25 protein-coding genes are annotated in these 22616 nt (G+C 63.6%); 16 read left to right on the top strand and 9 right to left on the bottom strand.

Annotation, left to right across the window (positions count from 1 at the left end; translation table 11 throughout):
* The 4 genes from pstB to V5735_RS14190 are packed head-to-tail and all read right to left on the bottom strand — an operon-like array spanning nt 1 to nt 4656.
* On the bottom strand, nt 1–909 hold the full coding sequence (gene pstB / locus V5735_RS14205; protein WP_423744109.1) for a phosphate ABC transporter ATP-binding protein PstB: 909 nt from the start codon (nt 907–909) through the stop codon (nt 1–3).
* The gene (pstA, locus tag V5735_RS14200) at nt 906–2453 is read right to left on the bottom strand and encodes a phosphate ABC transporter permease PstA (RefSeq protein WP_423744108.1); all 1548 of its coding nucleotides are present in this window, start codon (nt 2451–2453) and stop codon (nt 906–908) included. Before pstA ends, pstB begins: the two co-directional genes overlap by 4 nt.
* A complete protein-coding gene (gene pstC / locus V5735_RS14195; protein ID WP_423744107.1) occupies nt 2450–3514 on the bottom strand; it encodes a phosphate ABC transporter permease subunit PstC in 1065 nt (354 codons plus the stop codon). The genes pstA and pstC overlap by 4 nt, the downstream gene beginning before the upstream one ends.
* A gap of 14 nt (nt 3515–3528) precedes the next feature.
* Nucleotides 3529–4656, bottom strand: coding sequence for a PstS family phosphate ABC transporter substrate-binding protein (locus tag V5735_RS14190; protein WP_423744106.1), 1128 nt, complete (start codon nt 4654–4656; stop codon nt 3529–3531).
* Nucleotides 4657–4978: 322 nt separating this feature from the next.
* On the opposite strand from V5735_RS14190, the gene V5735_RS14185 reads away from it, so the two are divergent.
* A complete protein-coding gene (locus V5735_RS14185) occupies nt 4979–5974 on the top strand; it encodes a PhoU domain-containing protein (protein WP_423744105.1) in 996 nt (331 codons plus the stop codon).
* Nucleotides 5975–6085: 111 nt separating this feature from the next.
* Here V5735_RS14185 and V5735_RS14180 read toward each other — a convergent pair whose 3' ends face one another.
* A complete protein-coding gene (locus V5735_RS14180; RefSeq protein WP_423744104.1) occupies nt 6086–6463 on the bottom strand; it encodes a 30S ribosomal protein S8e in 378 nt (125 codons plus the stop codon).
* A 91-nt stretch (nt 6464–6554) separates the two neighbouring features.
* On the opposite strand from V5735_RS14180, the gene V5735_RS14175 reads away from it, so the two are divergent.
* Nucleotides 6555–7001: a DUF2240 family protein gene (locus V5735_RS14175; protein WP_423744103.1), complete on the top strand. Its 447-nt coding sequence runs from the start codon at nt 6555–6557 to the stop codon at nt 6999–7001.
* 24 nt (nt 7002–7025) lie between these two features.
* Entirely contained in the window at nt 7026–7394 is a 369-nt protein-coding gene (locus tag V5735_RS14170) for a hypothetical protein (protein ID WP_423744102.1), read from the top strand.
* A gap of 16 nt (nt 7395–7410) precedes the next feature.
* Here V5735_RS14170 and V5735_RS14165 read toward each other — a convergent pair whose 3' ends face one another.
* The gene (locus V5735_RS14165) at nt 7411–8085 is read right to left on the bottom strand and encodes an HAD family hydrolase (protein ID WP_423744101.1); all 675 of its coding nucleotides are present in this window, start codon (nt 8083–8085) and stop codon (nt 7411–7413) included.
* A gap of 71 nt (nt 8086–8156) precedes the next feature.
* Here V5735_RS14165 and pyrF point away from each other — a divergent pair, with 71 nt between their 5' ends.
* Entirely contained in the window at nt 8157–8954 is a 798-nt protein-coding gene (gene pyrF, locus V5735_RS14160) for an orotidine-5'-phosphate decarboxylase (protein WP_423744100.1), read from the top strand.
* Nucleotides 8955–9006: 52 nt separating this feature from the next.
* Here the strand turns inward: pyrF and V5735_RS14155 are convergent, their stop codons facing one another.
* Complete coding sequence (locus V5735_RS14155; protein WP_423744099.1) at nt 9007–9231, bottom strand: hypothetical protein; 225 nt, start codon at nt 9229–9231, stop codon at nt 9007–9009.
* Nucleotides 9232–9344: 113 nt separating this feature from the next.
* Here V5735_RS14155 and V5735_RS14150 point away from each other — a divergent pair, with 113 nt between their 5' ends.
* The 7 genes from V5735_RS14150 (at nt 9345) to V5735_RS14120 (ending at nt 15841) form a co-directional block, all read left to right on the top strand.
* On the top strand, nt 9345–10901 hold the full coding sequence (locus V5735_RS14150; protein ID WP_423744098.1) for an amidohydrolase: 1557 nt from the start codon (nt 9345–9347) through the stop codon (nt 10899–10901).
* Nucleotides 10902–10925: 24 nt separating this feature from the next.
* Nucleotides 10926–11111, top strand: coding sequence for a hypothetical protein (locus V5735_RS14145; protein ID WP_007983737.1), 186 nt, complete (start codon nt 10926–10928; stop codon nt 11109–11111).
* A 151-nt stretch (nt 11112–11262) separates the two neighbouring features.
* The gene (gene nadA / locus V5735_RS14140) at nt 11263–12396 is read left to right on the top strand and encodes a quinolinate synthase NadA (protein WP_423744097.1); all 1134 of its coding nucleotides are present in this window, start codon (nt 11263–11265) and stop codon (nt 12394–12396) included.
* Complete coding sequence (locus V5735_RS14135; protein WP_423744096.1) at nt 12393–13928, top strand: L-aspartate oxidase; 1536 nt, start codon at nt 12393–12395, stop codon at nt 13926–13928. The genes nadA and V5735_RS14135 overlap by 4 nt, the downstream gene beginning before the upstream one ends.
* Entirely contained in the window at nt 13918–14724 is an 807-nt protein-coding gene (gene nadC, locus V5735_RS14130; RefSeq protein ID WP_423744095.1) for a carboxylating nicotinate-nucleotide diphosphorylase, read from the top strand. The genes V5735_RS14135 and nadC overlap by 11 nt, the downstream gene beginning before the upstream one ends.
* A gap of 54 nt (nt 14725–14778) precedes the next feature.
* Nucleotides 14779–15546 carry an inositol monophosphatase family protein gene (locus tag V5735_RS14125; RefSeq protein ID WP_423744094.1) on the top strand — a complete coding sequence of 256 codons (768 nt, stop codon included), beginning with the start codon at nt 14779–14781 and terminating at the stop codon, nt 15544–15546.
* Between the two features lie 97 nt (nt 15547–15643).
* Nucleotides 15644–15841, top strand: coding sequence for an HVO_0649 family zinc finger protein (locus V5735_RS14120; protein ID WP_423744093.1), 198 nt, complete (start codon nt 15644–15646; stop codon nt 15839–15841).
* On the opposite strand, the gene gpmI is transcribed toward V5735_RS14120, so the two are convergent.
* A complete protein-coding gene (gene gpmI, locus V5735_RS14115) occupies nt 15838–17358 on the bottom strand; it encodes a 2,3-bisphosphoglycerate-independent phosphoglycerate mutase (RefSeq protein WP_423744092.1) in 1521 nt (506 codons plus the stop codon). The two genes, V5735_RS14120 and gpmI, sit on opposite strands and share 4 nt — an antisense overlap.
* 193 nt (nt 17359–17551) lie before the next feature.
* Here gpmI and V5735_RS14110 point away from each other — a divergent pair, with 193 nt between their 5' ends.
* The gene (locus V5735_RS14110; protein ID WP_175424138.1) at nt 17552–17692 is read left to right on the top strand and encodes a hypothetical protein; all 141 of its coding nucleotides are present in this window, start codon (nt 17552–17554) and stop codon (nt 17690–17692) included.
* Nucleotides 17693–17917: 225 nt separating this feature from the next.
* Nucleotides 17918–19168 (top strand): DNA double-strand break repair nuclease NurA, encoded by a 1251-nt coding sequence (locus V5735_RS14105; protein ID WP_423744091.1) that lies wholly within the window; start codon nt 17918–17920, stop codon nt 19166–19168.
* Here the strand turns inward: V5735_RS14105 and V5735_RS14100 are convergent.
* Nucleotides 19162–19497, bottom strand: coding sequence for a DUF7113 family protein (locus V5735_RS14100; RefSeq protein ID WP_069450908.1), 336 nt, complete (start codon nt 19495–19497; stop codon nt 19162–19164). The two genes, V5735_RS14105 and V5735_RS14100, sit on opposite strands and share 7 nt — an antisense overlap.
* Nucleotides 19498–19669: 172 nt before the next feature.
* Between V5735_RS14100 and V5735_RS14095 the strand changes: the two genes are divergently transcribed.
* The 3 genes from V5735_RS14095 (at nt 19670) to V5735_RS14085 (ending at nt 22406) form a co-directional block, all read left to right on the top strand.
* On the top strand, nt 19670–21499 hold the full coding sequence (locus tag V5735_RS14095; RefSeq protein WP_423744090.1) for an ATP-binding protein: 1830 nt from the start codon (nt 19670–19672) through the stop codon (nt 21497–21499).
* A 58-nt stretch (nt 21500–21557) separates the two neighbouring features.
* The gene (locus V5735_RS14090) at nt 21558–21980 is read left to right on the top strand and encodes a universal stress protein (protein ID WP_423744089.1); all 423 of its coding nucleotides are present in this window, start codon (nt 21558–21560) and stop codon (nt 21978–21980) included.
* Nucleotides 21981–22058: 78 nt separating this feature from the next.
* On the top strand, nt 22059–22406 hold the full coding sequence (locus V5735_RS14085; RefSeq protein WP_423744088.1) for a hypothetical protein: 348 nt from the start codon (nt 22059–22061) through the stop codon (nt 22404–22406).
* Nucleotides 22407–22616: the final 210 nt, after the last annotated feature.

Below are 22616 nucleotides of genomic sequence, written 5' to 3'. Positions count from 1 at the left end.
TTATCCGAACTTCCCCGTAATGTAATCTTCGACGCGTTGACTCTCCGGGTTTTCGAAGATTTTGTCCGTGTCGTCGTACTCGACGAGTTCGCCGCCCGTGAGGAACACGGCGGTCTGGTCGGAGATGCGGGCCGCCTGCTGCATGCTGTGGGTGACGATGACGACGGTGTACTCCTCGGCGAGGTCCTGAATCAGGTCCTCGATCTTCGAGGTGGCGATGGGGTCGAGCGCGCTCGCCGGTTCGTCCATCAGGATGACTTCGGGTTCGACCGACAGACAGCGGGCGATACAGAGGCGCTGTTGTTGACCGCCGGAGAGACCGAGCGCGTTGTCGTCGAGGCGGTCGTTCACCTCGTCCCAAATCGCGGCCTGTTTCAGACAGCGCTCGACGAGTTCTTCTTCCTCCTCGCTGTCGTCGCGTCCGAGGAGTTTAGCGAGCAGGCCGGTGTCGAGTTCGCCGTGCTTTCGCGGCCCGTAGGCGATGTTGTCCCGGACGGACTTCGGGAACGGGTTCGGTTGCTGGAACACCATCCCGATTCGCTTGCGGAGTTCGACGAGGTTCACGTCGTCGTCGTAGATGTTCTGCCCGTGGAACTCGATTTCGCCGTCCACGCGGGCGATCTTGATGCGGTCGTTCATCCGGTTGAGACACCGGAGGAACGTTGATTTACCACATCCCGACGGCCCGATGAGGGCGGTCACGCTCTTTTTGGGAATGTCCATCGAAACGGACTGAATCGCCTGTTCGTCGCCGTAGTAGACGTCCAGGTCCTCTACCGACAACGCCGGTTGCCCGTCGAAGTCGTACTCGATCCAATCGGACTGAATCCGCTCCTCGGTTTCGCCCTTGGTGGTTTGCGACCCGGAACTGTTCTGCTCTGAATCCATCTCCTTGATTGTCTCGCTCATTGTTGAAGTTTCCTCCTGAAGTAGATGCGCATCGTGATGCCAACCACGTAGAACGACAACACCACGATGAGCAGGACGAGTGCCGTCGCCCATCCGACCGATTCGGGCGCGGAGACACCCGCCGTGATGACTGCAAACAGTTGATACGGAAGCGCACTCGCGGGTTGCAACAGCGCGTCGTTGACGATGAACGGCGGCGTCGCCTGCAGCGTGAACGACGACAGAATCTTCGGCGCTTCCGACGGGAACGGATCCTGCACGAGGATGAGCAAGATGGGTGCCGTCTCCCCGGCAATTCGACCGACGCCGAGGATGACGCCCGTAAGGACGCCCGGTACCGCCGCCGGAAGGACGACGCTCTTGATGGTTTCCCACTGGTTCACCCCGAGCGCGGCGCTCGCATCCCGGTACTCGTCGGGAACGTTCTGCAGCGACTCCCGGCTGGTGATAAGTACCAGCGGGAGGAGCATCGCGCCCAACACGACCTGCCCAGCCAGCAGCGACGGTGTGTTCCCGAGTCGCGGGACGAGGAACGCGTACCCGAACAGGCCGAAGATGATGCTCGGTGTGCTCCAGAGGCCGTTCGTCGCGATTTCGACTATCGACGTGAATCGACCCTGTTCCGCGTACTCGGTCAGGTACACCGCCGCGCCGACGCCGAGCGGAACGGCGAAGCAAATCGCACCGATGACGAGCCAGATGGTCCCGACGACGGCGGGGAAGATACCGTTGATGTCGTACTGCAACCCGTTTCCGTTCGTGATGAACGGAATCGCCGGCGGCCATAGGGTAGCCCCCTTCAGCATCGGGTCGAGTCCTTTCTGGACGATGAACAGGATGATTCGCGCGAGGATGAACAACAGCATCGCCGTGTTAATACTGATGAGCACGTACGCGCCGAACTCGCGGCCGCGGGCACCGAAGCCCCGGTAGGCGGCCGCCGAAGACCAGGCGGTCAACAGCCCGCCGAACAGGCCGAGTATCGCGATGGCGATGAATCCCGGAAGGGTCGCCGAGAATCCGTTCGGCGCCCATGACCATCCCGAACCGATGACGCCGGTCAACACGACGAGGCCGAAGACGAGTTCGAAGATGCCGACTGGAATCGTGATTCCGAGGTCCTCGCGGAGGAGTAGGGTTCCAACGAAGACGGCGACACCGGCGATGACCGCGGCGGGAATCCACGCGAACCAGCCCAGTCCGAGCGTCTGGGAAACGACCAGCCCGACGATAACGGCCGCAATAGAGCCTTCGATGAACGCGACGACGCTACTGACGCTCGGGCTGGGCGTCGTATCGACCGACCCTTGCCACGAGAGGAAACCGATGAGAAACAGCGACAGCGCGATGGCGACGTGAAGGCCGCCGAAGACGGTCGCCACGCTGACGCCAGCCACCGTCGTGGTTATCGACACCCACTGGAAGAGGAGCGACCCTCCCAGCAGTATCATGCCGAGTGCGATTATGATTGGTACGGTCGCTATTTGCCCGAGAACGCCCGTCTCGGTGACGATTCCACTCTCTTGTGAGTACGCTTCGCTCATTGTTCTCCCCCAAGTTTCTGCGTCATGCGACGCTCGATGGCCTGAGAGATGAGGCTGAGCGTCAGGACGATCACGAACAGTATGACACCGGCGGCGAACAGCGCGCTAAGCTGCAACTGCCGCCCGACTGCCACCCCTGACTGACTTGCGATGGCAGAGGTGAGCGTGATGGTGTTTCCGAACACGTCCTTTAGCGGGTCGGGAAGTCGAGTCACGTTCCCGAGAATGACGGTCGCGGCCATCGTCTCGCCGACGGCACGACCGACGCCGAGGATGACGGCTGCCGAGATTCCCGAGATGGCGGCCGGGAACGTGACGCTCTTGGTCGTTTGCCAATCCGTCGCTCCGAGTCCGACCGACCCCTGTTTCATCGAGTTAGGAACGGCAGTCAGCGAGTCCTCGGCGACGGACACGACCGTCGGGAGCGCCATGAACCCGATCATGATTCCGACCAAGAACAGACTCCCGCCGGTCGGCAGGAGGAGTTCGTTCGACATGTACGGGTTGAGGACCATGAAGCCGATGAATCCGTACACGATGGACGGGATACCGGCGAGGAGCTCGATGGCCGGTTTCGTTACCTCGCGAACCATATCGGAGGCGAGCTCGCTGATGAAGATGGCACCCGCGATTCCGAGTGGCGCGGAGACGAGCGTGGCGATGATGGTCGTCACGAACGTCCCCCACATCATCGTCAGGAGCCCGTACCGGTTCGCAGACGTGCTCCAAACGGTGCTGGTAACGATATCGAGTCCCATCTTTCTGACGACGGGGATCGACTGGATGAACAGATAGGCGGTGATGAGACCCAAGATGATGACGGTAAAGATCGTCGTCAACAGGGATAATGCCCGAGCGGTTTCCGCCTGATACGTGACCCAACCGTAGACGACGACGGCGACGAATACGACGAGTGGGAAGGCCACGTACGTCGGTGCCACGATGAACGCGATAAACGCGGCAGCGAGCGATAGCGCACCCACGACGGCCGCGATTTGAGCCGGTGTATCGAGTTCATCGACCGAGCGCCGAACTGCCGATAATGTGGGTGCGTCAACCATAGGTTAGTGGGTGATTAGTTGGTTGTTTCAGGTAGTTTTGAAAGTTCCTCTTTTCGTCGGCTGTCCGAGAGAGTCGCGTATCCTGCCGGTTTGACGAACTGTCCTTGGCCGAACTTGTGGATGAGCATGCGGATGAATGCTGCTTCCTTCTTCGAGGTTTCCTCGTACGTGTAACAGTGGAGGTCACGCGCGAGTGGGTATCCCTTGTCGGAGAGGTTCTTGCCGGGCTTGTAGACGGTGCCGTCGAAGTCGAGCGCGATGGCCGGAACCTTGTCCGAGACGAACGCGAGCGCCATGTACGCGATGGCGTTGTTGGAGGTCTCGATTGCCTTCGCGACCTGCTGGTTCTCGCCCTTACGGATGTCGACGCCGGGCATCTTGGCGTCCGCGCTGCCGAGCATGTTCGCGCGGAACGACGTGTCGGTACCCGACCCGACAGAACGGCCGATGGCCTGGATTTCCATGTCCTTGCCATTGTAGCTGTCCACTTCGCTCCAGTTCTTGATCTCGCCCTTGTAGATCTTGCGAACGGTTTCGGCTTTTAGCTGTTTCACGCCGTTGTCGTAGATCTGTTTGCTCACGACGATGGGCTGGGCGTCGACACCGACGACGTGGTTCTCGAACTTCTTGAGTTCCGACTTGGACGCGTCCGAGAGTTCCGCGTCGACCGGAGCGCTGGCGTCACCGATGTCGACCTGACCCTTCTGGACCTTGGTGAGACCGACGCCGGAGTGGCTCAGACCGATATTGACCTTGAACGGCGGCTGACCGTCCGAGCCAGCATCGAAGCCGTAGAGGCCCGCCCAGTAGTCGGCGAGGTTCTTGTCCGTGCTGATGCCGTACTCCTTCTGCGGCCAGTACTCCTTGTCGTCAGCCGGTGGGTTGTAGTTCCAGACCGAGGCACCCTTGTTCGTGATGGGGTACACGGTGGACGACCCATCGGCGGAGAGGGCGCCCGAAGAGCCACCGTTCGTATCGTTGTTACCGGTGTCATCGTTGTTTCCACCGCTGCCACCGTCGCCGTCGGTGGTTTCCCCGCTCGATCCGTTGTCTGTACATCCAGCGAGCGCGAGTGCGCTCGACGTTCCCGCTGCCACGAGGAATTTCCGCCGCGAAACGCCGCTTGACGACTTACCTGACATACACTCCAATCCATGAACAGAACGTAATAATACGTTGCTATTATTTCTATATATCTCTACGTTTGCTACTATTCTACGGATGTACATGGCTCGCATACGTTCGTTTTAGATGCTCTATTCCGTCGAATTCAGCAGTTTCGATGAGAATCCGCTGTTTGTACTACGTATGTATTCTATAATTTTGCCGTTCTAAGATGTTGAAAACATATCTTGAGAGAGACGGTCCGATGGAATACCATATTATCTACGGAAATAATCTCTGTTCCGAACGAGTATATAGAGATAGTTGGATTTATAGTCTCGGCCGAACCAACCTGTCGGTATGGAGACGCGCAAAGTTCAGGTGACGGGCGGTTCGACGTACACCGTTTCGCTTCCGAAGTCGTGGGCGACGAATAACGGTGTCGAGGCGGGAAGTGTCGTGGAGTTCTATCCCGAGTCCGACTCGCTGTTGCTCACGCCGAAAAACGACCGTGGACAGCTAGAGGGGTCCATCGACATCACGAACCTGCAGGACGAGGAACTCAGACGCGCGGTGTTCACGATGTACGTGAGCGGGTTCGACATCATCACGTTGGAGGCGAGCCGCATCACGACCGAGCAGCGCCGCACCATCAGCGCGGCGACCCAGAGCCTCGTCGGTCTCGAAGTCCTCGAAGAGACCGGGAACAAGGTCGTGATTCAGGACCTCCTCGACTCCTCGGAACTCTCGATTCACAACGCGGTCACGCGCATGCGTCTCATCGCCCTCTCGATGTTGGACGACGCCATCACCGCCATCGCGGAGAACGACGACGACATCGCCCGCGACGTCATCGAGCGCGACGAGGACGTCGACCGACTCTGGTTCGTCGTCTCGCGCATCTTCCGCGCGACGCTCCGCACGGCGAAGGCGACCGAGGAACTCGGTATGTCCCGCGAGGTGTGTTTCGACTACCATTCGAGCGCCCGCCAGCTCGAACGCATCGCCGACCACGCCGCCAAAATCGGCCAGCTCACGCTCCAGTTGCCCGAGGTCGACGAGGACGTCATCGAGAGCTACGAGGCGCTCCACGAGGATTCGACCGCGGTCATCGACAAGGCGATGGACGCGCTACTCATGGACGACAGCGAGAAAGCCACCGAGTTGGCGAACGAGGCGCGCGAGTCCATCCTCGACATCGACGAGCATGCGCGCGCGATAGACAAACTCCTCCGCAAGCAGGACCCACAGCAAGCCCAACTGCTCGGCCTCGTCGTGGACTCGCTGTCCCGGTGTGCCGACTACGGCGGCAATATCGCCGAGACGGCGCTCCAGAAGGCTGCACCGCGACCCTGAGGACTGTCGCACCGAACTGTTACTCCGTTATCGACGCTCGCGTGTCGTGCCCCAAAACGTAGAGCGGGGCCGTCGCTCGGCAGTTCGGGAATCGAAAGAAATCGACGCCGATTATTCGTCGTCGAGGAGAACGGCGTTGACCTGACCGGTCTGGCCGGGACGCGAGGTCACGCGGGCCTTGCCCTCGTCCGTGACGATGATGGCGCCCTTCGTGATGATGTTTCGGCGGGCGTAGTTCGGGTTCGCGCCGTTTTCGAGCACGTCCTGAATCGTCGCGTTGACCGTCTCGCCGTCGGTGGTCACGTTGGCGACGTCGGTCGTGAGCGCGCGAATCTTCGAGTTGCGGCCACGGGCGTCCGTGGTGCGGTAACGCGGTTCTCCGACCTGCGTTTCGGTGGGTTCACGGCCGAGTTGGTGTTTCTTTTTCTTGTCGAGGGGCTTCAGTCGTCCGCCGGTTCGCTTTCGCGTGGAGCGTCCTTGGTCTTTCATATCGGGGAAGTAGCCTACGAAATACTTCAATGACTCGGTTCGCAATCCCACATCGGCAGATTTAGGCCGCCGTGTCCAGTTTCGCCGGACGATGAGTTTGCGGATCGCCGTCGCCGCGCCGTTTCAGCAGAAGGGCCGCGAACGGATGCGTGAAAGCGAGTTCGTGGTGTCGCTGTCGCTCGACCGAGACTGGTTCTCCCCCGACCAAGCGAAGCGTCTCGTCGACGTCGCCAGCGGGCAGGGACTGCTGTCCCACGAGGACGACGAACTGATCGCCGAGTTCGACCCGGCGAGCGTCGAGATTCCCGACGAGTTCGTTCCCGACGAGAGCCTGCTCCAGGAGCAATCGACGTTCGAGAAGGTGCTGGATAAAGTCGTCGCCCACGGAACGACGAAACAGACTGCGGTCGCCGAAATCAACGAACTCCAAGCGGAGGCCGCCGTTTCGGTCGAGGCCGCCGCCGTCGTCTACGCGCGACGGAAGGGTATCGACGTGAGCGACGAAGCGCGGGAAGCGCTCGCGGACCTCAAAGCGTAAACCGCCGCCCCGCCAACGCCGAGTATGGTCGAGGATAGGATTACCGACGGGGTGCGCATCGCACAACTGCTCTCCTCCGAGTTCGACGGCCGGGAGGACCCACCGCTCGATTCGGTCGCCGTCGTGAACGCCGACCCGGACGTCAAACCGAGCGAGGAGGGTGCGCTCGCATACGAACTCGAACGGAACGGCGAACCGGTGGCAGAAGTGTTCGTCCACCGGGACAGGGTTCGCATCGAACTGACCGACGAAATCGAGGCCGTCGAGCGAAAAGCGGCGGAGTCGGGCATCCGCGTCCGACCGAAGGCGGTTCGCCCGCCCCGCGTCCTCGTCTTCGTCGAGAGCGGCGCGGAGGTCAAGCGCGCCGTGGACGCCGTGATCGAATCGCTATAGTCGTCTCCGTGTCCTCTTATCCGTCGTCTCGCGATTCGAGCGATGCAATCACGTCCGGAAGCGCGGTAACGAGTTCGTCGCGCTCGACGTACGCGTCGGCCGACGGTTCCGGGTCCGGCCCGCCGGGAAACAGCACTTGTATCGTCTTCATCCCGGCGTCGTTCGCCCCCCGAACGTCCATCTTCGGATCGTCGCCGACGTACACGATATCATCGGGCGGGTCCCCAAGTTTCTCACAGAGCGCGTCGAACGCGTGCCGGTCCGGCTTTCCCGCCTCCAGTTCGCCGGTGACGACCGTGACGTCGAAGTGGTCTTCCCACCCCAGTCGGGCGAGTTTGCCGCGCTGGGCGACGACCGGGCCGTTCGTGAGCAGGCCGACGCGATACTCCCGACGGAGGGAAGAGAGCAGGTCCGGGACGCCATCGAGCGGCGACAGCGCGTCCAATATCGCCCGTCGATAGGCGGTGGCGAGTTCGTCGGCGTCGGTGCCGCACCCGTCCGCGAGCAAATCGTCGAATATGGGCTCGCGCGTCTCGCTGGCGAGGTGGCGACTGTGGGCGTCGAGGTACGCCTGACGGGACAGCGACGGAGCGTCCACCGCCGTCGTCGCGTCCGCGAGCAGTTTCGCCCGCGGTCTATCGGTCACGGCGAGGGTGGCATCGAGGTCGAACCCCACGGCGGTCACGCACATGGGAGATACATAGGAGCGGAGGACCTTTACCAGTTCGATAGCTCCATGACCCCCGGCGAAAATCTCCGACTATGAACTTCTTCGACCGGCTCGCGGACCGCATCGCGGCAACGGACAGCATCGTCTCCGTCGGACTCGACGCCGACATCGACCGGATTCCGGACCATCTGCACGAGTACGACCTGCCCCGCTGGGCGTTCAATCGTCGCATCATCGACGCGACACACGAACACGCGGCGGTGTACAAACCCAACGTCGCGTTCTACGAGGACGCGGACGGATGGGCGGCGCTCGCGGAAACCATCGCGTACGCGCACGGAAAAGACGTGCCCGTCCTGCTCGACGCGAAGCGCGCCGACATCGGCAACACGGCGCGACAGTACGCGAAACTTCTCGATTCGGCCGACGCAATCACGGTCAACCCCTACATGGGCCGCGACTCGCTCGACCCGTTCCTCTCGCGGGAGGACAAGGGCGTCTTCATCCTCTGTCGGACCTCGAACCCCGGCGGGTCGGACATGCAGAACCTCGAACTCGCGTCCGGAGAGACCCTCTACGAGTGGGTCGCCTCGCTCGCCGACCTGTGGAACGGCAACGACAACGTCGGCCTCGTCGTCGGCGCGACGACGCCGGACGAACTCGAAGAACTCCGCGAGCGCGTCCCGGACCTCCCGTTCCTCGTCCCCGGCGTCGGCGCGCAGGGCGGCGACGTCGAAGCGGCGGCGACCTACGCCCTCGCGGACGGCGCGGGACTGGTGAACTCCTCGCGCGGCATCATCTTCGCGGGCGAGGACGCCGGAGAGCGGTTCGCCGAGGCGTCGGGACAGGCCGCAAAGCGACTGAAAAAACGGCTGAATCAGTACCGGTAACCGCGATATGGATTATCGATAGCCGCGATACGGCTTACCTCGAATCGGGTCATCAGAACCGGTGAGTTTCGTCCTCGGTGTCCGGCGGAGTGATGTCCTCGGCTCCTGGCCCGTTCGGCGTGCTCCCGCCCTCGCCGACGCCGAGTTCCGCCGCGCACTCGACGCAGAACCCGCTCTGCCGGTTCCAGTGTTCGTCACAGACGAGGGCACCGCAGCGGTCACAGTCGTGCGTCGTCTCGGCCGCCTCGCAGATTTGACACAGGCCGGTCACGCTCATGGGTAGTGCAACGGGAGCGACGCACATCAGTCTGCGGGCGGAAACGGACCCGTCGCCCGTCCCGTTCTACCGGACCCCGAACAGTTATCGGCGTCGGAGCAGACCACGAAAGCATGACAGCGCCAGCGGATGTGATTCTCACGAACGCCGAGGTACACACCCTGTCGGACGGCGACGAGACCGTCGAAGCGGTCGCCGTCCGCGACGGGAAAATCGTTCGCGTGGATTCCGCCTACGAAGTCGCGTTCCTCGAAGGCATCGAAACCGAGGTCATCGACCTCGGCGGCCGCGTCCTCCTGCCGGGATTCATCGACGCCCACACGCACATGCAGACGGTCGGGAGCTACATCGTCAACGCCGACCTCTCGGCGGCCGACTCGCCAGCCGATTGCGTGGACCTGCTGGCCGAGGTGGAGGGCGACCGCGAGTGGATACTCGGCTACGGGTTCGACGAGAGCACGTGGGACGAATCGCGCTACCTCACCCGCGAGGACCTCGATGCGGTGAGCGAAACCCGCCCCGTGGTCGCGTTCCGCGAGGACCTCCACGTCGCCTCCGTCAACGGCGTCGCGCTCGACCGACTCGGCGACGAGATGCCAGACGAAGACGTCGAAACCGAGGACGGCGACCCGACCGGCGTCATCGTGGAGGATGCGGTCAACGCGGTGTACGAAGCCATCGAACCCGACGCCGAGACGGCGCGGGAACTCCTGCTCGCGGCACAGCGGGACGCCCACGAGAAGGGCGTCACGGGGGTTCACGACATGGTTCGCCAATCGCGCGCGCCCAAGGTGTACCGCCGCCTCGAACGGGACGGCGACCTCTCCCTTCGGGTCCGCATCAACTACTGGAGCGACCACATCGAGGCGGCCGACGAAATCGGCCTCGTGACGAACCACGGCAGTTCGCTGGTGACGACGGGCGCGATAAAGTCCTTCACCGACGGCAGTTTCGGCGGCCGGACGGCGAAGCTCTCGGAACCGTACGCCGACGCCGACGACGCCGCGGACACCGACGGAGACGTGACGGGGAAGTGGGTCGTTTCCCCGGAAGAACTGGACGACATCGTGGAGCGGGCGGACGGCGCGGGATTTCAGGTGACGGCCCACGCCATCGGTGACGAAGCCATCGAGACCGTGTTGGACGCCTTCGAGAAAACCGGGGATGCGGGCGAGAAGCGCCACCGCGTCGAACACGTCGAACTCGTGACGGACGAACAGATAGAGCGGTTCGCGGAGTCGGGCGTTATCGCGTCCGTCCAACCGAACTTCCTGAAGTGGGCGCAACCGGACGGCCTGTACGACGCCCGACTCGGCGAGGAGCGACGACGGCAGACCAACCGCTACCGCGCCCTGCTCGACGCCGGTGCCCACCTCGCGTTCGGGAGCGACTGCATGCCCCTCGACCCGCTCCTCGGGATTCACCAGACCGTCAACGCGCCCGTCGAGGAACAGCGACTGTCCGTGACGGAGGCCCTCCGCGCGTACACGCTCGGGGCGGCCTACGCCGGGTTCGACGAGGACGACCTCGGAACCGTCGAGACGGGAAAACGGGCGGATTTCACCGTCCTCGACCGCTCGCCGTGGGACCACGAGGACGACATCGAGAACATCGACGTGGCGATGACGGTGGTGGACGGGAGCGTCGTCTTCGACGGACGGAACGATTAAGCCGGTTCGACACCGATTTCTGTCATGTTCCAGCCCCTCCTCGACGCCGGAATCGCGGTCGTATTCCCGCTGTTTTTCGTCCTCGCAATCGGCGGTCCGCTCCTCCTGTGGTGGCTCATCGACACGGAAAGCGACGGCGAGGAATCCGAACATCGGGATTGGTCGAGCGCCGAACGCGCCGCGCGCCGCGACACGCGCGACCGCCGATAGGGAACGCGGTACTCATTTTCGAGTGGTATTTTCGAGTGATTCGCCGACGGACCCGTCCACCAGTCGCCACCGGAATCAGATACCCGGATTTGAAGAGAAAATATTTTCAATACCTGATGTTGTGGGCTAGTGCAACCACAGGTGGAACGACGTGCCAAAAATGGAGACAGCAAACCTCGAAACGGAGCTCAGTCTGTTCAAGTACGACAATTTAGAGCAACTTCCCTCTGAATATCGGGGACTGAGTGAAGAAGAGCGAACGGAGCGCATCGAGCGGGCGCTCGACGAACTGGGCGACGACGTGGTCGTCCTCGGTCACAACTACCAGCGGCGGGAAATCGTCGAACACGCGGATTTCGTCGGCGACTCCTACCAGTTGAGTGTCCAAGCGGCGGAGGCCGACGCGAAATACGTCGTCTTCGGCGGCGTCACGTTCATGGCCGAGTCGGCGGACATCATCACGGACGACGACCAGACGGTCATCCTCCCGTCGATGGAGGCGTCCTGCCCGATGGCCGGGATGGCGGAGGCGCTGCAGGTGGACGCCGCGTGGGAGCGTATCGAGGCGGCCGCGCCCGACGACGACATCGTTCCGATAACGTACATGAACTCCTACGCCGACCTGAAGGCGTTTTGCGCCGAGCAGGGCGGCGCGGTCTGTACCTCCTCGAACGCCCACCGCGTCTTCGAGTGGGCGCTGGAGCGGGGCGACAAGGTGCTCTTTCTGCCCGACAAGCACCTCGGGGAGAACACCGCCCATCGACTCGGATTGGAGGACGAGACGGTGCTGTGGAATCCGTGGGACCCCGAGGAGCAGGGTTCGGAGTCCGTGGCGGACGCGAAAATCGTCCTCTGGGACGGCTACTGCCAAGTCCACGAGCGCTTCGACGTGGGACACGTCGAGCGCGTCCGCGAGGAGCATCCGGACGCGAAGGTGGTCGTCCACCCGGAATGCCGCCGTGAGGTCGTGGAGGCGGCCGACGTCGTCGGCAGCACGGCGACGATTTGCGAGTCCGTCGCCGAGGCCGACCCCGGCGAGACGTGGGCCGTCGGGACGGAGATTCACCTCGTCGAGCACCTCGAACGCTGGTACCCAGAGGTGAACGTACGCCCCCTCTGTGGCGACGCGTGCATGGACTGCAACGCGATGCGCCAAATCGACCCGAACTACCTGACGTGGGTGCTGGAGGAGTTGGTCGGCGGACGGGAACGCAACGTCATCGAGGTCGCACCGGAGGAAAAGGACCTCGCAATGCTGGCGCTCGACAGGATGTTGGACCTATGAGCGGGACGGAAAACGACGCCGAAACGACCGACGTGCTCGTCGTCGGCAGCGGCATCGCGGGCTGTAGCGCCGCGCTCGCCGCGGCGCGTGCGGGTGCGAACGTACTTCTCGCCACGAAAGCGACCCGTCCCGAAAACGCCTCGACGCACTGGGCGCAGGGCGGCATCGCCGTGACCCGCGACGACCCGGAATCGCTCCACGCGGACGTGCTGACGGCGAGCGCGAACACGTCCGACCCGGACGCGGTGGACGTGCTGGTCGATAACGCGAACGACGCGGTGACGGACGTGCTCATCGACGCGCTCGACGTTTCCTTCGACACGGACGGCGAGGAATACGACTACGGGCGGGAGGCCGCTCACTCCGAGAAGCGAATCCTGCACGTCGATGCCAGCACGGGTCAACACGTCCTCGGGCCGTTCCTGTCCCACCTGGACGACCATCCCCGGGTTCGGATTCGAGAGGACACCGCCGCGCTGTCGCTCGTGACCCACGAGGGACGGGTTCACGGCGCGATGCTCGAACGCGATGGTAACGTCCGCCCCGTCTTCGCGGGGGCGACGGTACTCGCGACCGGCGGCATCGGGGCGCTGTACGGCCACTCGACGAACCCGGCGTCGGCGACGGGCGACGGCATCGCCATGGCCGCGCTCGCGGGTGCGGAGACGGCCGACATGGCCTACGTGCAGTTTCATCCGACCGCGTATTCGGGACGCGTGGAACCACGTTCCACGAACCGAGCGGCGACGCCGCGAGACGACTCCTTCCTCGTCAGCGAGGCGGTTCGCGGCGAGGGCGCGGTCCTCCGGAACGCCGACGGCGAACGGTTCATGACGGACGTGCATCCGGACGCCGAGTTGGCGCCGCGGGACGTGGTGGCCCGCGCGGTCCAGCGCGAACGCGAGCGAACCGGCGGGGTCGTCCTCGACACGACGCCGCTCGACTTCGCGGGGACGTTCCCGGACCTCGCCGAGAAGTGCGACGAGCGCGGCGTGGACCGCGACTCGATTCCGGTCGCGCCGAGCGAACACTTCCTCTGTGGCGGCATCGACGTGGACGACCGGGGACGGACGAGCCTCGACCGCCTGTTCGCGGTCGGCGAGTGCGCTCGAACCGGCGTGCACGGCGCGAACCGACTCGCCTCGACCAGCCTGCTCGAAGGGTTGGTGTGGGGACTCCGCGCCGGGGAGACGGCGGCGAACGGAGAAACGACCACCGAACCCGTCGAAGTGCCGGACCTGTTGAACAGCGACCCGGCGCTTCCGGACGGGTTCGCCCGCGACAAGTTCGCCCGATTGCGGGCGGTGATGGACGAGTGCGTCGGCCTCACCCGAACACCGGACGACCTTCGGCGGGCGACGGCGGTGCTTCGGCGACTGAAAGGCGAGGTCGACGCCTACGCCAGAACCCGGACCGCGCGCGACCTCTACGAACTCAGGAACGCGACCGTCGTCGCCCTGCTGGTCGCACGGGACGCGCTGGACGCCGAATCCGTCGGCTGCCACCACGTGGAGGAGGTCCATGCTGACTGACGGCGACGTGGAACGGTGGCTCCGCGAGGACGTGGGCCACCGTGACGTGACCAACCACGTCCCGGGCGAGACGGTCGGGCGACTCGTCGCGCGGGAATCCGGCGTCGTCGCCGGACTGGACGCCGCGCTGGCCGTGTTCGACTACCTCGATTGCGACTCCCAACTGGCGGTCGAGAGCGGGACCCGCGTCGAGGCGGGCGACACGGTGTTCGAGGTTCACGGTCCGGCGACGGACGTCCTCCGCGGGGAGCGAGTCGCGGTCAACCTCGTCGGCCACGCGTCGGGCGTCGCGACGAAGACGGCGAACGCGGTGGCCGCCGCCCGAACGGTCAGCGACGACGTGGCGATTGCTGGGACGCGAAAGACGACGCCCGGCCTTCGCGGCATCGAGAAACGGGCCATCGCGGCCGGTGGGGGGGACACCCACCGGCTCACGCTCTCGGGGATGGTCATGGTCAAGGACAACCACATCGAGGAGATGGGGATGGACGGCGCGATTGCACACTTCCGCGAGTCGGCGTCGTTCGCCACGAAAATCGAGGTAGAAGTGGAGCGCCCCGCCGACGGCCGCCGGGCGGCCGAGGCGGGTGCCGACATCGTGATGTTCGACAACCTCCCGGCGGCGGACGTGGAGCGCGGCGTCGAACTGCTCCCCGATGGCGTCCTCGCGGAGGCGAGCGGCGGCATCGGTATCGAGGACGTCGCCGACTACGCCGGGACTGGCGTGGACGTCATCTCCATCGGCGCGCTGACCCACAGCGCCCCGTCGGTGGATTTCTCGTTCCGCACTGGGTGAGACGGGACGAATCGTAACCGAGACGGATTTCACGCCTCGGTGATACGTATTCGTATGGACGAGAGTGACCTCGATTCGTTCGAGGTGGTCGCGGTGCGGGCGTGTGACACCGCAGGGGCGTATCTGGTTTCCGAGTTCGAAACGAACTCGCTCGCGGCGGAACACGGCCCGGACGACGTGAAGGCGCTCGCCGACCGTGCGGCGGAGCGCCGCGTGCTGAACGTGTTGACCGAGGCGTTCCCCGACCACGCCATCTACGCCGAGGAGTCTGGAGAGCGGTCCGGCGCGGGCGAGTACCGGTGGGTGGTGGACCCGCTCGACGGCACGAACAACTTCTGTTCCGGGATTCCGTACTTCGGCACCGCGCTCGCGCTCCTCCGGGAGGACGTGCCGGTTCTATCGGTGGTCCGCGACCCGCTTCACGACGACACCTACGTCGCCAGACGGGGGGACGGCGTCACGCTGAACGGCGAACCGATTCGGGCCGAGAGCGACGTGGCGAGCGACCACGCGACGGTTTCGTTCGTCCTCGGACTGGACGCGGTTCGGGACGAGGAGTTGCGGGCGAAAGCGGACGCGTTGAACGCGGAGGTCGCCGAACGCTGCAAGCGGGTCTGGGAGAGTTGGGCACCCGCGTTGGATTGGGGCCTGCTCGCGCGGGGGAAACTCGAAGCCGTCGTCTCCGTCCACCCGGACGCGGTGGAACAGCACGCGGGGTGGTTGCTGGCGGAGGAGAGCGGCGCACGGTTGGCGAACAATGACGACCGGTTCCTCGCGGCGGCGAGCGACGAGACCTTCGAGACGCTGCAACCGTTGTTGTGAGTGGGAAATCCCGGTGAGCAACGGTTCTTCTGGTTGATTATCCAACAAATATCAAAAAATCGTTATAGTTATGGAGTACCATACCATACGTTACCACATGGCAGCCAAATCCAGTCGTTCCCCGTTCGACCGGCTACGACAGCATTACGAGGACAAGGAGCGCAAGTGCATCGAGTGCGGCTACGTCGATACGGAAGGTAACTGGCGCGTCACGAAACGAGAACGGGAAATTCACTACCAACACATCTGCCCGCGCTGTGACGCCATCGACACGCGCATCCTCCGCTACGACTAGTTTTCCAACAGCGACTCGCCGGTCATCTCCGCCGGTTGCTCGACGCCGATGAGCGACAGGAGCGTCGGCGCGAGGTCACACAGCGACCCGCCGCTCCGAACCCTCTTTCCGCCGTCGTCGCCTTCGGGGGAGACGTAGACGAACGGGACGAAGTTGTACGTGTGCGCCGTGTGCGGGTTCTCCGGCGTCCCCATGTCGTCCGCGTTGCCGTGGTCCGCGGTGATGAGGACGTGGGCTCCGTGGGCTTCGAGCGTGTCCACGAGTCGTCCGAGTTGTTCGTCCACGGCTTCGACGGCTTCCACGGCGGCGTCGAAGTCCCCGGTGTGGCCCACCATGTCCGGATTCGCGTAGTTCAGGACGAGCACGTCGGGGTCCTCCGCGTCGATGACCGAGATAGCCGTGTCCGTGACGCCTTCGGCGCTCATCTCGGGTTGCAGGTCGTAGGTCGGCACGTCGGGACTCTCGATGATGCGCCGAATCTCGCCGTCGAACTCGACCTCCCGCCCGCCGTTCAGGAAGTAGGTGACGTGGGCGTACTTCTCCGACTCCGCCAGTCGAAGCTGCGTCAAGCCGTTCTCCGAGAGCACCTCACCCAACGTCTCTTCGGGTTGGTGGGGCGGGAACGCCACCGGCAGGTCGAACTCGGGGTCGTACTGGGTCATCGTCACGAACTCGACGCCCGGGGGGTTCGTATCGAACGACCACACCGGGTCGATGTCCGCTATCATGCGCGTCAGCTGTCGGGCGCGGTCGGAGCGGTAGTTGAAGAACACCACCGCGTCACCGTCCTCCAGCGCGTGCCCGCGCCTCACGAGCGACGGTTTGACGAACTCGTCCGTGTCGCCGCGCTCGTAGGACGCTTCCACGGCCTCCACGGCGCTCCCCTTCTCGTACTCGGCCTCCCGATTCACGATTGCGTCGTAGGCCCGCTGGGTCCGTTCCCAGTTCTGGTCGCGGTCCATCGCGTAGTAGCGCCCCGAGACGGTCGCTATCTCGCCCGTCCCCTGTTCCTCGACCACATCTTCCAGACTGGAAAGAAAGCCCGCCCCGCTCTTCGGCGGCGTGTCCCGGCCGTCCGTGAAGGCGTGCGTCGTCGCCTCGATACCGCGCTCCGCCGCGAGTTCGATGAGCGAGTAGAGGTGTTCCTGGTCTGAATGGACGCCGCCGTCGCTCACCAATCCCATGAAGTGGACGCGCCCGCCGTGTTCCTCGGCGTAGTCGAACGCACCGTTGATGGCCTCGTTCTCGCCAAGTTCGCCGTCCGCGATGGCGTCGCTGATGCGGGTGTACTCCTGTTTGACCACGCGTCCCGCGCCGATGTTGAGGTGACCGACTTCGCTGTTACCCATCTGGCCGTCCGGGAGGCCGACTCGCCGCCCCGTCACGTCGAGCGTCCCGTACGACCCGTCCCGCGCGAGGCGGTCGAAATTCGGCGTGTCCGCGGCCTCGATTGCGTTCCGGCCGCCGTCTTCGCTACCCAGTCCCCATCCGTCGAGCACGATGAGTCCCGCTTTCATGGGCGAACCGACGGCGCCGCGGGGTAACTATTCTTCGCCTGCGCGGTTGCAACGGAAGCGTCTTCTTCCGGTCGTTTTCGGTTCGCTTCTCCCCCCGGTCGTTTTTCGGTTCACTTTCACTCCGCGTAAGAATTCCGTTAACTACGGTGGCGGTGCTGGTTGTAGTCGCTCGTTCACAGGGACGGGTGATATCATGCCCAACAGGGCACCATCGAACGGGGTTTCCGTGGCGCTCATCACCGCCGGTGCGACGATAATCGCCAATCGAAACGACGTCGGTTGGATACTCATCGTCGTGGGGGTGATACTCGCGAGGCAGAGACCGGGCGACTGACGCCGCAGGGCTATCGTTCGCCCGAAACGCATCGTTTTACGGCGGCGAAGACATCGCTCACGCCGAGCGTCGGTCGTCGGTTCGGAAGCGGCCAGTCGTCGGTTCGGAAGCGGCCAGTCGTCGGTTCGGAAGCGGCCAGTCGTCGGTTCGAAAGCGGTCGGGTTCGATTACGCACGGAATCGGAGAACGGTACCTTTTTTCGGGGTGGACCGGGTTGAAGCGGGCATGACACTCGACCCCGTTCACTTCGACGGCATCGCCGAACTGGCGGACAGGATTGAGTACGAAGGGGAAGAGCGCGACCACCGGGAACTCGCACGGAACGTCTGGGAGAACTACCTCGACCCGCTGTTTCACGACGGGACGGAGATACTCGAACCGCTCTCGGACCTCCGTCGGAAGCGCGCCAACATCGAGGAGTTGGCGCTCGAAGCCGACCAGTTCGGGACGATGCACGGCCTCGATTCGGGGACAATCAACCCGCAACCGTTCAAAAACGGGTTGGTGGTGGACGTGGCGCACGCCGCGATGAGTTCGTCGCCGTCGGACCTCGACCTGCACGGGTCGCGAACCATCGTCAAGGCGGTCCACACCAACGACGCGACGACGGAGTTCGGCACGGATTGGGAGTCCTACAGCGAGGGGAGCAAGCGACGCATCGTCCACGCGCCGCGCCGGGACGACTACGAACGGGACATCGTGCACGCGCTGGCGCTGTACCGCGCCGAGAGTCGGCACGCGCTCGACCACGCCGACGACGTGTCGGATTTCCTCCTCCTGGACGGGCCGGTGTACCCGAAAGGCATCATTCGCTGGCGCGACCGCGGGTCGATTCTCCCCGACCTGTTCGAGGAGTCGGACGAGGTGCGGACGATTCTGCAGAACTACGTCGAACTGGTGGAGACGTTCGCCGAGCGCGACGTGCCGCTCGCGGGGTTCGTCAAGAACATCTCCGCGAAGTCCATCATCCGCACGCTTCGGGCGAAAGGGGTGAACACGCCGTGGGTGCACGACGCCGCCTTCTTCTCGCAAGTCCTCGAACGCGGCGAGTACGAAAACGGGGAGTACGAGCGGTTCTCCGACGACCTGACCCTGACGAACTGGTTCGTCTCCCGCGCCGGGTCCGACGCCTTCCTCGGGAGCACGGAGGCCGCACGGCACGTCGAGCGGGAGTACGCGCCGGAGCAGTACGAACTGACGTTCTGCGTCGTCTACGACCCGCGGCGGCGATTGCTGTTCAAGATAGAAGCACCGCGGATTTTCACCGCCGACGAGACATGTCGGCGGCGCATCGAGCGCCAACTTCTGAAGGAAATCGCCGTCTCGAAGGGACCGCCGACGGTCATCACGAAGGCCGATTCGCTGGCGCAAATCGGTCGAAACAGCACGGACTCGCTGATAACGAGCTTCGAAAGGTCGTTCGATACCGAACTCGACCGGAACTACAACGACATCCGGTGGGGGCTCGACTACTGAAGCTCCGCTTTCTCTATCGAGAACTCCACGTCGTCCGCGTCCACGCCGATGCGAGCGAACTGCGTTCTGACGTGTTCCTCCGCGGCGTCGAGGGCCTGCTCGCGGGTGTCGAACCCGCGCGGCATCGGCGTCTCGAACGCGACGTGGACCTCCTCGCCGGACACCATCTGGGCGGTGCCGCCGCTCTCGACCTGATAGAACTCGTCACAGACCCAGACGTAGGGCGCGTCTTCGTCCGGCGCGCCCTTGAACGAGGGCGAGCGTTCGCCCCGCTCGTACAACGTCCCCGTGAGGGTCGTCCCGCCTGCCTCACCACGAACGAGCAACATACCCATAGATAGGCGGTGGGAGAATAAAAGGCAAGTGGGGGATTCGGGCGTCGAACTCCGGCAGTCGGAGGCGAGCGCGGTTCGTCTCGCTTCGTTTCACGCCGTCGGCCAGTAACTCGCACGTCCGGTCCCGTGCGAAACACGTTTCACTCGCGCCCGAGATGGCAGGTCCATGAGCGATTTGGGCGACTTCTCGAACTACGGGAGCGACACCGACGACTCGTCGGGGTCGGAAACGTCGTCAGGAACCGACGAGAGGCGGACGGACGAAACGAGCGCGACGGAGGCGAACGACGACTTCGACCGCATGGACCTCGACCCCATCGGCGAGGACCGCGGCCTCGGTAGTCTCGCCGTATCGGAGGGACTCGTAATCGGCGAGGACAGCGACGACACCTGCCTCCGGGCGTACATCACCGCGCCGAACCGCGGCGACGTGCGAATCGGGAAGTACCTGCTCGTGCCGTACCCCGACGGTGAGAAGCTCTTCTGTCGCATCACGACGCTGGAGTACGCACAGGAGTTCCACAGCGACGACGCCACCGAGATTCACGCCCGGCGAGCGATGCGCAACGGGACGATAGACGAGACGGACTACAAGTTCATGGCGACGCTCGAACCCATCGCGGTCCTCTTTTCCGACGACGGCGAGTTAAAGCGGCGGATGACCGACCGCGTGCCGAAACCCGAGACAGTGGTCCGACAGGCGAGCGACAAGCGCGAAATCAAGACGGGGCTGAAGATACCCGAGGACGGCGTGTTCCTCGGGCACCTCTCCGTCGGGGGCGAGAAGGTTCGAACCGCGGCGGAGCCGCCGACAATCGACTACCGCGTGACGGACGATTACGACTCGGGCGACCCGCTCGTCTTCCGCCACTCGCTCGTGGCGGGCGGCACCGGGTCCGGGAAGACCCACGGCGCGAAGAACATCCTTCGACAGTACCTCGCCGACGAGCGCACGTATCCGATGGAGGACGGCCGCGACGCACGGATGGCCGTCGTGCAGTTCGACCCGCAGGACGAGTACGCCCAGATGCACGACGACAACCCGGACGTGACGGCGAGCGACGAGCGCGCGTGGGAGCGCGAGGAAATCGCCCACGGCGGCCACGACGAAACCGTCGCGTTCGTGCCGAAAGTCGGCGGTTCGACGTACGCCGCGAGTCACCACGAGGCCGAGCAAATCGAGTTCACGATACCGTTCTCGATGGTCAGGGACAACCAGTGGCTCGTCGCGGGCGCGAGCCTCAACGACAACCAGTACGGCGCCCTCACGCACCTCCTGAATCGGTTCTTCCGGAGCCACGGTGACGGCGGGACGTATCAGGAGTTCCTCTCCTACCTCGACGACCCGGCGCTCCGCGAGGAGTTGGACGAGACGGGGCGCGTCCACGAGGCGACGTTCGACGCGGTGAAGCGCCGCGCCCGCTCCGTGCCGAGCGGCGTGTTCGACCAGTCGGCGAAATCCATCACCGAACTCGTTCCCCAGTTCGTTCGGTCCGGCAGGCTCTCGGTCGTGCCGACCTACCACCTGCCGTCGAGTCGGGCGAAGGAGATGGTCGTCCTCGCCGTGTCGAGTCTCCTCATCGACGAGAAGCTATCGAACGCGCCCGAGTTCCCGAGCATCAAGGAGACACCGCTCCTCGTCGGGATGGACGAGGCGCACAACTTCCTCTCGAACGCCGACAGCGTGCAGGCCCGGAAGGTCATCGGCAAGTTCACCGACGCGGCGAAACAGGGCCGCAAGGAGCGACTCGGCCTGTTCCTCATCACGCAGGACCCCCAGGACATCGCCGAATCCGTGTTCAAGCAGATAAACACGACCGTCGTCCTCAATCTGGGCGACGAGGACGCCATCAAGAGCGTGAACATCCCGACCAGTCTGGAGAAGAAGGTGCCGTACATGGAGAAGGGTCAGATGGTCGTCTATTCGCCGGACAACTCCGAGCCGGTCGAGATTACCGGATTACCGAAATGTGTCACCCGGCACGGCCGAGACTGAATCGTTTGAGCGCGCGGCGAGACAAAACGCTATGTAACAGGAACGCGTAATATTCGATATGGGAAAGAAAATCCTCGTTCCGTTGGACGGGTCGGAACAGGCGACCGAGGCACTTTCGTACACGTTTTCCGAGTTTCCGGACGCCGACATCACCGTCATCAACGTCATCGACCCCATCGACGTCGGCTACACGTCCACGGTCGGCATGCCCGGCTATTCGGAGGAGTGGTACGAGGAGTCGAAGGAGAACGCCGCCATGCTCTTCGAGGAGGCACAGGAGATGGCCGCGGAACACGGAACCAGCGTCTCGACGAAGACGGAAGTCGGGCAACCCGCCCAGACCATCGTGGAGTTCGGCGAGGAGTTCGACCACATCGTCATGGGAAGCCACGGGCGCTCGGGCGTCTCGCGCATCCTGCTCGGGTCCGTCGCCGAAACGGTCGTCAGGCGGTCTCCGGTTCCCGTGACTGTCGTTCGATAATCATTCATAAATGAGCCGGAACGGTCAGGATGTAGAGTTTTTATATAATAAAGAGAATTTGACGACTTAACTACAGCCATGGCCATCCCCAAAATCTTATTTTCGGGAGGACTCGTCGTCGGTGCAGCCGTTTCGAGTATCGTGTATGTGGACTGCGCTCGGCGGGATATCACGATAAAAGGACGGCTCCTTCAGGTAGTCGGATTTGGGGGCGTCAGTTTCATTGGATTCCTCGTCCCGTACGTGTTTTCGAGTCAACTGAGATACGTGTATTTTCAGGTCATCAAACCCCGGCCGGTCGCGGTCTCTCCGTACGAATGGCTCGCGGTGAACCTCGCAACTGGCTTTTTGATCGGTGTAGCGCTTCTGCTCCTCTATTTCACGGGTAGCCGACGTTATCCGTTGAAGACGTTCTCGATGGACTGAACTGAGCGATTGACCGTCCTCCGTATTCAACACATCATTTCCGTCACGTCTAGCGGTTCCAAGAGGGTCGGAATTCACACAACAGGTGGCGATAGCCGACGACACAGCCGCCAGAAACAGAGCCTTCGCAACCGCTGGAATCAACATTTTCACAACCGCCGAAAACAGCAGGTGACACAACCGCCAGTCGCTAGCACACCCACCGAAAGA

This window comes from Haladaptatus sp. SPP-AMP-3, from assembly GCF_049568665.1.
Lineage (GTDB): Archaea > Halobacteriota > Halobacteria > Halobacteriales > Haladaptataceae > Haladaptatus > Haladaptatus paucihalophilus.
This window is presented reverse-complemented; position numbering and strand designations above follow the sequence as displayed.